Source organism: Thermogemmatispora argillosa (assembly GCF_059696725.1).
This window is the reverse complement of sequence record NZ_AP019377.1, coordinates 4,007,601-4,020,502: the sequence shown is the minus strand read 5'-3', so window position 1 is coordinate 4,020,502 and position 12,902 is coordinate 4,007,601. Positions and strand designations below refer to the sequence as shown.

The 12,902-nt window shown below is 60.2% G+C and carries 10 protein-coding genes; 2 read left to right on the top strand and 8 right to left on the bottom strand.

What is annotated here, in order from left to right; all coding sequences use genetic code 11:
* Positions 1 to 42: 42 nt before the first annotated feature.
* The 8 genes from AC6H1L_RS15635 to cas6 form a co-directional block, all read right to left on the bottom strand.
* Complete coding sequence (locus AC6H1L_RS15635; protein ID WP_497598415.1) at positions 43 to 480, bottom strand: response regulator; 438 nt, start codon at positions 478 to 480, stop codon at positions 43 to 45.
* A gap of 210 nt (positions 481 to 690) precedes the next feature.
* Entirely contained in the window at positions 691 to 1,497 is an 807-nt protein-coding gene (locus AC6H1L_RS15630) for an alpha/beta fold hydrolase (protein WP_497598414.1), read from the bottom strand.
* A 136-nt stretch (positions 1,498 to 1,633) separates the two neighbouring features.
* The gene (gene lipA / locus AC6H1L_RS15625) at positions 1,634 to 2,506 is read right to left on the bottom strand and encodes a lipoyl synthase (protein ID WP_497598413.1); all 873 of its coding nucleotides are present in this window, start codon (positions 2,504 to 2,506) and stop codon (positions 1,634 to 1,636) included.
* A 223-nt stretch (positions 2,507 to 2,729) separates the two neighbouring features.
* Positions 2,730 to 4,109 (bottom strand): dihydrolipoamide acetyltransferase family protein, encoded by a 1,380-nt coding sequence (locus AC6H1L_RS15620; RefSeq protein ID WP_497598412.1) that lies wholly within the window; start codon positions 4,107 to 4,109, stop codon positions 2,730 to 2,732.
* 191 nt (positions 4,110 to 4,300) lie between these two features.
* A complete protein-coding gene (locus AC6H1L_RS15615) occupies positions 4,301 to 5,284 on the bottom strand; it encodes an alpha-ketoacid dehydrogenase subunit beta (protein WP_497598411.1) in 984 nt (327 codons plus the stop codon).
* Positions 5,281 to 6,375, bottom strand: a complete 1,095-nt coding sequence (locus AC6H1L_RS15610) for a thiamine pyrophosphate-dependent dehydrogenase E1 component subunit alpha (RefSeq protein WP_497598410.1) — start codon at positions 6,373 to 6,375, stop codon at positions 5,281 to 5,283. The genes AC6H1L_RS15615 and AC6H1L_RS15610 overlap by 4 nt, the downstream gene beginning before the upstream one ends.
* 222 nt (positions 6,376 to 6,597) lie before the next feature.
* On the bottom strand, positions 6,598 to 8,427 hold the full coding sequence (locus AC6H1L_RS15605) for a PrsW family glutamic-type intramembrane protease (protein ID WP_497598409.1): 1,830 nt from the start codon (positions 8,425 to 8,427) through the stop codon (positions 6,598 to 6,600).
* A gap of 249 nt (positions 8,428 to 8,676) precedes the next feature.
* Positions 8,677 to 9,684: a CRISPR system precrRNA processing endoribonuclease RAMP protein Cas6 gene (gene cas6, locus AC6H1L_RS15600; protein WP_497598408.1), complete on the bottom strand. Its 1,008-nt coding sequence runs from the start codon at positions 9,682 to 9,684 to the stop codon at positions 8,677 to 8,679.
* Between the two features lie 196 nt (positions 9,685 to 9,880).
* Here cas6 and AC6H1L_RS15595 point away from each other — a divergent pair, with 196 nt between their 5' ends.
* Together AC6H1L_RS15595 and AC6H1L_RS15590 are read left to right on the top strand one after the other, a co-directional pair.
* Positions 9,881 to 11,482 (top strand): tRNA nucleotidyltransferase/poly(A) polymerase-related protein, encoded by a 1,602-nt coding sequence (locus AC6H1L_RS15595; protein ID WP_497598407.1) that lies wholly within the window; start codon positions 9,881 to 9,883, stop codon positions 11,480 to 11,482.
* 236 nt (positions 11,483 to 11,718) lie between these two features.
* Positions 11,719 to 12,900 (top strand): DUF929 family protein, encoded by a 1,182-nt coding sequence (locus AC6H1L_RS15590; RefSeq protein ID WP_497598406.1) that lies wholly within the window; start codon positions 11,719 to 11,721, stop codon positions 12,898 to 12,900.
* Positions 12,901 to 12,902: the final 2 nt, after the last annotated feature.

Here is a 12,902-nt window from a genome sequence, read left to right as displayed (position 1 = left end):
CCCCGCGCTGCGCAGCGCGGGGGGGAGGGAAGATGGCGACCATCACCTGTGGTGCATATCTGTCTGCCCGTCCCAGACGGTCAGACGGCGGATGACATCCAGCAGATCGCGAACGTGAAAGGGCTTTACGATGACCTGCTGGACATCCAGAGCAGCAGCAGTGGTCAAACCGGCGCCGGCGGTGACAACCACAATCTGAGGAAAAGGATAGGCAGGCTCCCACTGGGAGCGCAGGCGCTGCAAGAAGGTCGCGCCATCCATACCGGGCATGGCGAGATCGAGCAAGATCACCGCAGGATAGCGCCCCTCGCGCACGGCATTATCAACCCAGGCCAGGGCTTCCTGACCCTCGGCTGCCTCTGCTGGCTCATAACCATCCAGCTCTAGGGCCCAGGCTACCATATCGCGGATAGCCGGATTGTCGTCCACAACCAGCACGATTGGCTGACGTTCCTCACTTCGATCACAATCATCGTCCATTGCTTCTTGTGTATCCCTTGCCATAGCACACCAACAAATAGCAACACGCCTGTCCCGCACTGCGCTAGAGCTCAGCCCTGGACCAACCGGCGCTGACCGTCGGAAGAGAAATCCCCTGGCCGCGGGTTCGCGCTGCCCGACGCTGGCACCTGCTGCACTCTTCTCTCCTGCCCCCGCCAGCGCTCAGGTCAGGCCATTGTCCAACCCTGTTCACTGAGCTGTTAATGAAGAACGCAGGAAAGAGCGAACGGCATCAAGAAAGGCCTGCGGCTGCTCTAAATTGGAGAGATGAGCGGCCCGCGGAATGACCTGCAGTTGAGCCTGCGGGATGCGCGCCGCATACTCACGAGCCAGCGAGGGAGGCGAGAGCTGATCTTGCTCGCCCACAATGACCAGCACCGGGCAGCGGATCGCGGGCAACAGGTCGCGAGCATCCGCGCGCTGCGCCATGCCGCGCGAGGCGGCGGCAATGCCGCGCGGCGTTGCCGCCGCAATCAAGCGGCGTACCTGGGCCTCAATCTCGGGCCGCTGGCGGCGCGTCTCCTCTGCCAGGAGACGAGGGATCTGCAGGTCAGCTACTGCCTCGACGCCCTGGGTCTCGGCCAGACGGGCCAACTGCTCGCGATTGGCCTTTCCTTCCTCACTATCAGGCTCAGGCCGTGTATCGGCCAGAATCAGAGCACGGACCCGCTGCGGATACTTGCGCAGGAAGGCAAAGGCCACATAGCCCCCCATCGATAGACCGCAGAGCACAGCGCCATCCATGCCCAGCCAGTCCATCAGCGCGGCCACATCGTCGGCCAGCGTCTCCATGGTAAGGATCTCGCGATCAATCTCACTTTCGCCAAAGCCACGCCAGTCGAGGGCCACCAGGCGATAGCGACCTTCCCGCAGCAGCCCCTCCATCTCGCTCTGCCACATACGGCGATTCAGCGGGAAAGCATGCAGAAAGAGCACAGGCAGACCTGCCCCACGATCGTCATAGGCGATCTGGACGCCGTTGAGCCGTGCTTTCATGAGCGGCTTTCCCTCCCTCCACGAAATCTGGCTAGCGCCACAGAGAGCCTGCCATCAGCGTAAGCTCTGTGCTCATCCCCGAGCCAGGTGCCAGAGCGATAAACCAGATAAGCCCCTGTTCCCCGCAGGTGCCTGCTCACTCCAGTACCTCCCCAGCCTGCTCATGGGCATGATACGAGCTGCGCACAAATGGGCCGGATTCCACGTGACGGAAGCCCATCTTTTTGCCTTCCTCTTTAAGAGCGGCGAATTCTTCCAAAGGTACGTAGCGCTGAATTGGCAGATGCTGGAAAGAGGGACGCAGGTACTGACCAATGGTGAGAATATCAACGTCATGCGCCCGCAGGTCGCGCATGACGGCTAGCACCTCATCCCAGGTTTCACCCAGCCCAAGCATAAAGCCCGATTTGGTCGGGGCCGTTGGATTCAGCTCTTTAGCCCACTTGAGAACCTGGAGCGAGCGCTGGTAGACCGCCTGGGGGCGCACACGGCGATAGAGGCGTGGAACCGTTTCTACGTTGTGGTTGAAGACATCGGGCTTGGCATCCATCACTACCTTGAGCGCCTCGTAGTCCCCCTTGAAATCGGGCGTGAGCACCTCGACCTTGCAGCCAGGATTGAGACGCCGAATCCAGCGAATGGTAGCAGCGAAGATGGACGCCCCTCCATCCTTCAGCTCGTCGCGATTGACCGAGGTCACCACAGCATAGCGCAGCCCCATCTGTCGGACCGCTTCCGCTACGCGCTTTGGCTCCGCCCAGTCTACTCCCAGGGGTCGCCCCGTCTCAACGGCACAGAAGCCACAGCTACGCGTACAGATACGCCCCAAGATCATGAAGGTGGCTGTGCCATGCCCCCAGCATTCCCGTATGTTGGGACAGCGCGCCTCTTCGCAAACCGTGTGCAGCGCTTTGCTGCGCATGAGCCGCTTGATCTCTTCGTAGCTCTCTCCCTCGGGCGGGCGCACACGCAACCACGAGGGACGGCGCTCAGGGATAATGGTCGCCATGATCGTTCCTCTACTTCCTCTCTTGGCTTCATTTGGCCAGGCCTGCCAACTGGCTCCTTCGCGGGCCCCTGCCAGCTCTGCCCCGGCCTGGCCGACCTGCTCTTACCTCACCGGCGGACAGCTCTCTGTTACTCCACTGGCTGCCGCCCCGCTGGGCGGGGTCCCTCCCCTCCCTCTCTTTCGGTCTGGCCAGGCGCCACCAGACCAGCAGCCCTGCCCTTCCTTAGTAGACGTCGATCTCCGGCCCGTAGCTCTGCAGCTTTGCCCGCACGGCCTGCAGAAAGGCAGCAGCCCCCGCACCATCAAGGATGCGATGGTCAAAGGAGAGACAGAGGTACATCATATAACGAATAGCGATGGCATCGTCCTCCGTCACAACCGGACGCTTGACCACGGCATCCATGCTGAGAATGGCCGCATGGGGCTGGTTGATAATCGGTACCGATAGTATTGTACCAAAGGTCCCCGGGTTATTGACCACGAAAGTGCTTCCCTGAAGATCTTGCACCGTCAGGCGATTACTGCGCGCTCGCTGGGCAACCTCGTTGAGACGCCGCGCCAGGCCGGCAATGGTATATTGGTCAGCATCATGGATAGTGGGCACCACCAGGCCATGATCAGTGGCGACCGCAACCCCTAGATGGATACGCTTCTTGACGATGATGCGGTTGTCCTCGGTCCAGGTAGAGTTGATTAGCGGAACCTTGCGAATGCCCTCACAGACGGCCTTCATGACAAAGGGCACGTAGCTGATGCTGTAGCCTTCGCGACGCTTGAACTCCTCTTTGTTGCGCTCCAGCCAGCGCGCAATAGCGGTCATATCGACCTCGACGACGGTGGTGGCATGAGGCGCCGTGCGCTTGCTACGTACCATGTGCTCAGCAATGGCCAGGCGCATGCGGTCGGGGACAATGACCTCTTCGTCCGGCCCGCCGGCGGCTGGCTCTGGCCCTCTGGCGACGCTGGCAGCAGCGGGGCTTTCGAGAGCAACCGCTGCGGGTCTGGGCTGGGCCGCCACAGCAGCCGCGGGCGCCTGCACACGGGCCTGACGCTGCTCCAGATAGGCCAGAATATCTTCTTTGCGCACCCGCCCACCGATGCCCGTGCCCTTGATCTCATTGAGATCGATGCCATGCTCGCGAGCAAGGCGACGCGCCAGGGGCGAAATGCGCTGACGCTCGCCAGGTTGCTGACCATCGTGTGGCTCCGCCGTCACGGCCCCAGCCTCTACAGAGAACACTGAGGTGCCACGCTGCACTGCAGCTGCAGAAGTCATATGCTCAGCCACGGCTGCCGCAGGTGCTGCGACCGTCTTCTCTTCTGACGCCGCGCTCTCCTCTCCCTCTGCCGTTGCACTCCCTACACCCTCCTCCTCAATGAGGGCGATGGCAGTTCCAACGGGCACCGTTTGATCCGCGGGCACCAGAATCTTGACCAGGCGACCAGCTACCGGCGAGGGCAGCTCGGCATTCACTTTGTCAGTCACTACCTCGGCTAAAGCTTCATCCTTTTCCACATAGTCACCCTCGCGCTTGAGCCAGGCAGCGACGGTTCCTTCTGCAACTGACTCGCCGAGACGGGGGAATTTCACCGGCGTTGGCATAGTCCACTCCTCGCAAAACAATTATTCCATAAGGTTCCTTTCAGATCAGATAAGTAGGATCAGCAGGATGAGAGGGGCCCGGATGCGCCGACCTGTCTGCTGGTCTGCCTCCCGGCTGTTTGCTCGTTAGCCCCCTGGCAACCTGTGCCGTTGATGATCTCCCTTCAGGTAGGAGCATCGCTCCTCTACCACTAGTAGGCAGCGAGCTGACGCGCCACGGCTACGATACGCTCTACACCCGGTAAATAGGCCATCTCCAAAGCTGGAGCATAGGGATAGGGAGCATCCGGCGCGGCTACGCGCATAATCGGACCATCGAGATAGTCAAATAGCTCCTCGGCCAGAAGAGCCGCTAGCTCAGCCCCCACACCGCCAGTCAGGGTATCCTCATGGACAATCAGCACCTTATTCGTGCGCTTGACCGATTCCTTGATCGTCTCGCGATCGAGAGGCGTCAGACTGCGCAGATCAACGACCTCGACCGCCAAACCATCCTCAGCGGCGAGCTGCTCGGCAGCCTTCAGGCACTGATGAACCATCGCCCCATAGGTCAGCATCGTCATATGGCGACCGTGGCGGCGAATAATGGCCTTTCCGAGCGGCACAATGTAGTCCTCAGCAGGCAGCTCCTCCCGTAGCTCCGGCAGTCGATAGAGCAGTTTATGCTCCAGATAGAGCACAGGATTATTATCGCGAATGGCAGCTTTCAGCAGGCCCTTAGCATCATAGGTCGTGGCAGGCATGACCACCTTGATCCCGGGCGTATGAAAGAACCAGGCTTCAGGACTGGCCGAGTGGAACGGGCCGCCATGCGTTCCGCCTCCGGTGGGACCCCGGATCACCAGCGGCAAGGGAATACCGGAGCGCCAGTACATCTTACAGGCCATATTGACAATCTGATCGAAGCCGCAAGTAATAAAGTCGATATACTGCATCTCAGCGATTGGTCGCATGCCCATCAGAGCAGCCCCCACCGCCGAGCCAATGATCGCTGTCTCAGACATCGGCGTATCGATCACGCGCTCCGGGCCAAACTCCTCCAGGAACCCGGCGCTTACCTTGAAGGCCCCGCCGTAGGTACCCACATCCTCGCCGAGGAGGAAGACCGACTCATCGCGCCGCATCTCCTCCCGGATCGCCTGGCTAATTGCCTCCAGATAGGTTACCGCAGTCATAGCCGAGTAACAGCCTCCTCTACCTGACTCATCGTGCAGAAAGGCCGACCAGTGCGCGTATCCAAGGCATTCACATAGCGCGGATCGGTCGCGCCCGGCTCGCCCACGATCGCGATCGGGCCATCGGGAGCAAAGACATAGTCAGCGACGGTCGCCGGATCAGGCGGCGGACTGGCCTCAGCAAAGGCCACCGCATCATCAACTACGGCCCGTACCCGGCTTTCAATCTCGCGGCGGCGCTCCGCAGTCAGCAGCCCTTGAGCAGTCAAATATTCCTCAAAGCGCTTGATCGGATCTCTGGCGAGCCACTCTTCGCGCAGGGCTGATGGCACATAGTCGGCCTTATCGGCTTCGGAGTGGCCACGGACGCGGAAAGTACGGCACTCGACGAGCGCGGGCCCGCGACCACTGCGCGCATGGGCCACTGCCCGCCCGACTACCTCCATCACCGCCAGGACATCATTGCCATCGACGCTCTCGCCCGGCATGCCATAGGCTAAGGCCCGCTGCGATAGCTGCTCGATGGCAAACTGTTTGGTGGTCGGCGTCGAATAGGCATAGCCGTTGTTCTCGATCACAAAGACCACGGGCAAGCGCTGCACTGCAGCGAAATTCAGCGCCTCATGAAAGGCCCCGGTACTGGTCGCCCCATCGCCACAGGTGGCCAGTACCACCGTCGCACGGCGCCGCATTTTCATGACCAGGGCGACACCGCAGGCCACTGGCAGCGACTCGCCCAACATACTGATCATCGGGACAACCCCATGATGCATATCGCCAATGTGCAATTGGCCGTCGCGTCCCAGCGTCGGAGCGTTGCCGCGTGCCAACCACTGGCACATGACAGCGCGTGGCGAGACTCCCCGTACCAGATGCATGCCCAGATCCCGGTGCTGCGGTACAATGCAGTCCCCATCGCGCAGCGTCATCGCCGCCCCGACGGTTGTCGCCTCATGCCCCTGCGCTGTATAGACCCCGCCAACAATGCGCCCTTGGAGAAAGAGCGTGCGCGTGCGATCCTCCATAGCGCGGGTAAGGCGCATATAATAATAGATCTGTAACAGCAGGTCAGCCCGCTCCGCTTCGCTCATGATCTTCTGGGATACTCCTCCGCATTGTGATCGCTTGATCCCTGCCTGACGAGGGAGGGAGCGTCTCGTCTGTCTCCTGTCTCTGTGGTGGCCGACAACGGGCATCGCCAGCGACCAGCAAGGCGCAGACTAAAGAGGCCTGTCGGTCTGCCCGGTCGTGGTGATGGACGCGCCTGCCTCCATAAGTGTACCACAAAGCGCTCTGTGGCGAGAATAGACGGCTCAGGTCGCTCGTCGCTTCGCTCGCGCCTGCTCCTCATATGCCCGAATTTCTTGCCGCAAGCGGCGAATGCGCTCGCGATAGACATCCTCTGGCTGCCGCAGATAACCGTTTTTTTGGCCATCGCCCATGCTCACGTGCCACTTGCGAAAAGCCAGGCCGATTTCTGTCTGATAGAGAGCTTTGACCCGCAACCAGTGCTTGAAACCGTACTGCCACAAGGCCTGACGCTCCTGGCGGGTACGTTGGAAGGAGTGCTGGAGCAGGGCGTACTCATCGACTGTGACGACGCCGTTACTCACCTCAGAGGCCAGGAATTCACGGATAATGGCCGCCTCTTGCGCCAGCGAGCGGATCAGCAAGTAAAGCAGGAGCATTTGCGCGATAAATGGCGGAATATAATCGCAGATGATGGCCACCAGAGCCAGCATGGCCACATGTGTGTTGCCAGGATCAGCCTGGACCGCAGCACCAGCCTGAATATCGACAAAATCGAAAAAGCTGTGCAGCATGACGGCCATGACGTAGCCCAGCAAAGGCGTGATCACCTGTTGCCAGCGTGAGCGCGTGTGACGCGTGTAGCCTAGCATCGAGCCAAAGCAGGCGGTGAATGTGGGATGCCCCAGCCAGCCCAGCACAACGCGGTAGATAATCAGAAAGACCAGGGAGTTACGGTAGCCACTGGCGAAATAGCTGAAGTTCTCGACGAGAGCGAAGCCGGCTCCAATCATGGCCGAGTAGACAATACCATCCGTGATGTTGTCGAACTGATCGCGCAGGACCAGAAAGAGGAGCAGGAGGCCCAGACCTTTGATGGTCTCTTCTGTAAAGCCGGCGTTGAGGCCCTGAAGAGCCGAGCGTAAGATCGTACTCGCGCCTGGTTCTAACAGGTTCATGATGACGCCATCGATGAAGCGCTCAATAAAGAAAGCCGTAGGGATGGCGATCACCATGCCCCAGAGAAAGGTAGCCAGACGGAGATACCACGGCTCGCGCTCGAAGCGATCGATGAAATTCACTAGCAAGAGGGTGCCGAGCGCAGGAATGAGCGGGATAGTGAGAGCAGCCAGCAAACCGGAAGCGCCGTTCTGCGCGAGGGCATTAATGCCAATAAAACTATTAAGAATAAGGGTAATGAGGGCACAGATGACTAGAACGCCGAGGCCTACACCGACCATGAGCCAACGCATACGCCGCCCGAGCCGCGGCGAGAGGGCAAACTGCATGGTGACTCCCGCCCCAAGCAGGTTCTCGTCCTCGCTTTCGGCCTCCTCCCAGGAGGCACAGGCCGCAGCGCCAGGCTGGCCCGGCAGGAGAGTGGCCGGCAGAGGCTGGGGATGAGCTGGCGCCGGTAAGATTGCTGGCGATTGGGCCCTGGGCAGTAGTTGCGTGCTCTGTTCAGCAGAGCTTGTCGGCCTCGGCTCCGTCTGCTCTTCGCTCTGTAGACCGGCCCCGTGAGGCGCCAGAAACTGGAGCATAGTGCTGCCCAGGACAATGATGTCCTGCGATCGCAGGGGAAAAGGTACATGGGAGGGAATGGGCTGCCCATTGACCCAGACTACGTTGTGGGGCGCGAGATTGATGATGTACCAGCAGCCATCATTGTCGAGGATGAGCCGCGCATGCTCCCGCGAAACCGAGAGGTCCATCAAGACGATGTCATTGCTGAGGGCCCGCCCAATGCTGGTTTCACGCCGCGTTACCAGATGTACTAGCCGCTCGTCAGGCAACCAGGCGAGAGGAGCGCGCGCGCGTATGGACCAGCCCCGCGCCGTTGAGGGTTGAGGGTGGGGCATGCGCACCACCCGTAATACACCGTAGCTCTGGCTCATTGTCCATGCGTTCCTGCGGCGGTAACTGTACTTTTCGTGAATACGCGCTTGACACGCATCTCTCGCTCGACGCTTCGGGCGCCGCCGCGCTCAACTCGGGCCGCGGCGCGGCTATATAAATGGTAGCATAGAAAGCGTGGAGAGAGTAAGCCACCTCTGCAGCACGGTAGCCCTCCCTCCCACTGGCTGGGCTGCCTTTCGCGAGGGGCATCACGACCTCACTCACTTTCTACAATAATGCTTCTTCTCCTATAGAGGGCGCACTCGCCCCATGCCCATAGGCGTTTTGTACCCTACGCCGCAGTAGAAGGCCAGATAGGCTAGCAGCCAGAGCTGTTGGCGCACTGTCAGGCATGGTACCGCTGCCGACGAGGACGATTGAGCAGGCGCCGGCAGGGGATCAGGCCCCCGCAGCCGATAGACACAGCGCCCGATAAAGCCGGGTTGAACATGGGTAGAGAAATGCACCTGATGTGGCCTTAGATCATAGTCGTCGATAATAATGCCATCGTCAAGAATATACTCTTCGATCAGTTCCGGTTGGATCAGCGCGGCCAGCTCGCGCGCCTCCGGCTCTTGCGAGACAAGCTCTTGCCAGCGCTTGGCAAGACCGGGGAAAAGATAGCGAGGTAGGGGCAGGAGGGCATAATAGTTTCCATAGACTTTGTTGCGTGTGTTAATCCAGTTGAAGGTTGTGAGTGAATCGAATTCGAGGGTCAGACGCTCACAGCGCGCTGGCGATAAGGAGGCCGCCTGCTGGGCCAGCTCGCGGAAGGTGGTGAAGCCCGTCCAGCGCGAGGGGTCGTCTGGGCTGGCGATGACCTCTTCGAGCAGAAAGACCTGGCGGCCAATTTGCATAAAAGGCGAGCGTCTCATATTGCCACTTACGCGATCAAAATGCACCAACGCTCTGTAGAAGTGCGGAAATAGCTCCCCGAGCAGCAAGGTGATACGCACCGTATAGGTCTTCTCTGGGCTAAGGGGAAGATGCCGGTTATGGCGCTCCGCCTCTCGCACCTGGGCCGGTGGCAGCGGAAATTGCAAACTAGAACAGGTGAAGAGACGACGTTTGTTTCCCTCGTGAAGGCGCGCGGAGACATCAGGGGCCGCACCACGCAGCCATTCCAGCCAGGCCCCATGCACCAATTCGCCTGAGAACGGCATTAGGGTCCCTGGCTGCAATGGCCGTAAGCGCAGATGCAGGGCATAGAGATCAGCTTTGAAGCTGCCCGGTGATGCTAGATCTGTGGTTCCCATGCTCGCCCCTTCCGAGAACTCTCATATGTAGATGTACCGCAGGCTAATGGTTGCAACTGCCACAACTGTATGTTAGCATAAAATATGTATAACCTCTTGTCTAGCAGGAGTAGGAAAGGTGGCTGCAGACGGGAAGAGGAGAAGCTCCTTTTTTCGTGCCCAGACATCGCCACCCCAATCCAATGAGCAGAGAGGGATGTCGGTGCCTTTCCTGGAGCAAGAAACCTATGAGTTACTACAGCAGGTAGCGCGCTTCTTTGCAGCACAGTCCCAGAGGGAAGTGTATCTAGTAGGAGGAGCTTTGCGCAACCTGCTCTTGCGTTCGCCCTCGGCCGATTGGGACCTGGTCGTCGCCGGCGAGGCGCCAAAGCTGGCGCGCCAATTGGCTGATGCTTTGGGCGGCTACTATGCGCATATGCATGAGAAGGCCAGTCGAGTGGTGGTGCGCAGGCCACAAGGCGAGTGGATTCTTGACGTGGCGCCGTTAGCAGGTGGCAGTATTGAGGAGGATCTGCGCCAGCGCGACTTTACAGTGAATGCCCTCGCCCTCCCTCTGGAGGCTCTTTTGCGTCTCTCTGCTCCGTCTGACCTGACCTCGCTGCCGTGGATCGACCCCTGCGGCGGCCTCGCCGATGCCCAAGCTGGCTTGCTGCGGGCTGTTCATGCGGAAGCCTTTCGTGCTCGGCCCGTGCGTCTCCTGCGTGCAATCCGTTTTGCGCGCCGCTACTCGCTGCAGATCGAGCCAGCAACGGAGTCACTCATGCGCCGCGATGCCGGGCTGCTGGCAACCGAGGTAGCCGAGCGCCTCCTTGGTGAACTTTACAGGCTGCTTGAATTGGAGGACACGACGCGCAGCCTGCGCCTGCTCGATCGCTATGGCCTGCTCACCGTACTGGTGCCAGAGTTAGAGCCTGCCCGCGGTATGCCGCAGCCGCCTCCTCACTACTGGGATGTCTTCGAGCACTCGCTAGAAACCGTGAGCGCGCTGGAGGCCGTAGCTCGCACCTTGCAAAGCGAGCCGCTTCCCCTCGATGAGCTATCCTGTGCCGCCTGGTGTCAGCCGCTGTTGCATGGTTCTGAGCAGGCAGAGCAACTGGCGCAACTGCGGGCCCTGGTAGCAGAGGCTACCCGCCAGGGACTGCTATCGTTTCCAGAGCTGACTAAGCCGGCCTTGAAGCTGGCGGCCCTGTTGCATGATATTGGCAAACCGGGCACTTTGAGCTACGATGACCAGGGGACAAGCCATTTCTACGGCCACCAGCAGGCTGGGGTGCCGCTGGCCGAAGGCGTTATGAAACGCCTGAGCGCCAGTAGCCATGACCGCCATTTGGTGCGGCTGGTGACGCTCCACCATATGCGCCCGGGTCAGCTTGCCCGTCAGGAAGGTGTGACGCCGCGTGCGATCCGCCGCTACTTTGTCGACCTGGGCGTCCAAGGCCTGCATGTTGCCCTCTTCTCGCTGGCCGATCATCTGGCCACCTATGGTCCCGGCTATCAGCTGCGCCCTGCCGGAGCCTGGGAGGCACATCTTGCCTGTGTGGCTCTCCTGCTACGCAGCTATCTCTATGAGCGCGAGCGCTTTTTACCAACGCGCCTGTTGACCGGTCATGAGCTGATGCGCCGCCTGGGATTGCAGCCAGGCCCACTGGTCGGCGAGCTGCTAGAGCTTATCGCCGAGGCGCGCGCCGAAGAACGCATCCACTCGAAAGAAGAAGCCCTTTGGCTGGCTCGCGAATATCTCCAGACCCGCGCCGCCAGGCGATCGGAGGAACATGCTCCTTCTGACCTCTCTTCCTAACGAAGAGAAGAAACAAACTAAAGAGAGCTTCCGGCCCGCCTCGCCTCCTGACTGCCCAACAAAGCGGGCTTGCCAGGTCCGACGTCGAGCTGCTCTTGCTCTCCGGCTCCGCAGCAGTGCTCTGTTCCCTTCAAAGACCTCGTGCTATAATAACTGGCGATACCCGGCAGCGGAGCACCTCCTCAGTTAAGAAAGAAGATCAGCCATTCAACCATTCCTGACAGGAAACGAATAGCATGGCCAAAAAGCGCAAGAAACATAGCGGCAGTGGCTCCTCAGCTGTCCAGCGGCGGGCGCAGATTCAGGCGCAGGCGCAGCTACAGAGCCGCAGCCCTCAAGGCACCAGTGGAGCAAAGGCAGGGGGAAGTCAGAGCAGCGGCGCTGCTCTGAGTTCAGCGGGCGCCTCTGCTAAGAACGCCGCCAGCACAGCCACCGTGCGCAACGCCGCACGTTCCGAATCCACAGCTCGCCCAGCCAGCGCTCCCGCGAGCCCTCATCAGCCCCAACGCCGCTATATGCGCCGGCGCGTCAGTGGACGGACACGCTGGCTGATCGTCGCCGGGGCTTTGGTCGTTGTACTGGCGATCATTGGCGGCTTCATCATCGTCTCTCAGCAGCATAGCAGCTCCGGAGCACGGGGCAGCACTGACCCCGAGGTCCTGAAGACGGTGACGAGCATTGACACCAATCTCTTGTCCCAAATTGGGACCGGTGGCCAGAAGAACCCTCTCCAGGCTGTCACAAACCGTGAGCGGCTGGTCGGTCCTAATGGCAAGCCCGAGGTCTTCTACTGGGGCGCAGAGTTCTGCCCTTATTGCGCCGCAGAACGCTGGTCGCTGGTGATAGCGCTGAGCCGCTTTGGCCACTTCAGTGCTTTACCCGAGACGACCTCCTCCAGCACCGATGTCTATCCCGATACGGCAACCTTTACCTTCTATGGCAGCAACTACACTAGCTCCTATATTGATTTCGTGCCGCTGGAGGTCGAGGATCGCAATCAGCAACCCCTGCAGACGCCAACCCAGGAGCAGCAAAACCTGGTGAACGCGCTGAACCCAAGCGGCGGCTTCCCATTCCTGGACATTGCCAATATCTATATGTCGCAGGGTCAGACGGTCGACCCGGGACTGCTCAGCGGCCTTTCGCAGAAGGATATTGCGATTCAGATCACTAATTCGAGCACGTCCATCGCAAAGAGCATTGTGGGCGTGGCTAATTATCTGACAGCAGGCATCTGCGTGGCTACCAACGATCAGCCTGCCAGCGTCTGCAAGGCCTCGTTTATTCAGTCTATCGAGAAACAGCTTCCGCGTGTGGCTCTGGCTAACGTCAGTAGCGTGGCCTTCACTCTGACGCCGCTCAGTGAGGGCAGCCTGCCAGAGTATAGCCGCCTGCGCATCGACAAGCGAGCGTTCTAGAA

What these genes read in the sequence shown, in the direction of transcription:
- AC6H1L_RS15635 (WP_497598415.1), bottom strand. Translation starts at nt 480, where the DNA reads ATGGACGATGATTGTGATCGAAGTGAGGAACGTCAGCCAATCGTGCTG.
- AC6H1L_RS15630 (WP_497598414.1), bottom strand. Translation starts at nt 1,497, where the DNA reads ATGAAAGCACGGCTCAACGGCGTCCAGATCGCCTATGACGATCGTGGG.
- lipA (WP_497598413.1), bottom strand. Translation starts at nt 2,506, where the DNA reads ATGGCGACCATTATCCCTGAGCGCCGTCCCTCGTGGTTGCGTGTGCGC.
- AC6H1L_RS15620 (WP_497598412.1), bottom strand. Translation starts at nt 4,109, where the DNA reads ATGCCAACGCCGGTGAAATTCCCCCGTCTCGGCGAGTCAGTTGCAGAA.
- AC6H1L_RS15615 (WP_497598411.1), bottom strand. Translation starts at nt 5,284, where the DNA reads ATGACTGCGGTAACCTATCTGGAGGCAATTAGCCAGGCGATCCGGGAG.
- AC6H1L_RS15610 (WP_497598410.1), bottom strand. Translation starts at nt 6,375, where the DNA reads ATGAGCGAAGCGGAGCGGGCTGACCTGCTGTTACAGATCTATTATTAT.
- AC6H1L_RS15605 (WP_497598409.1), bottom strand. Translation starts at nt 8,427, where the DNA reads ATGAGCCAGAGCTACGGTGTATTACGGGTGGTGCGCATGCCCCACCCT.
- cas6 (WP_497598408.1), bottom strand. Translation starts at nt 9,684, where the DNA reads ATGGGAACCACAGATCTAGCATCACCGGGCAGCTTCAAAGCTGATCTC.
- AC6H1L_RS15595 (WP_497598407.1), top strand. Translation starts at nt 9,881, where the DNA reads ATGTCGGTGCCTTTCCTGGAGCAAGAAACCTATGAGTTACTACAGCAG.
- AC6H1L_RS15590 (WP_497598406.1), top strand. Translation starts at nt 11,719, where the DNA reads ATGGCCAAAAAGCGCAAGAAACATAGCGGCAGTGGCTCCTCAGCTGTC.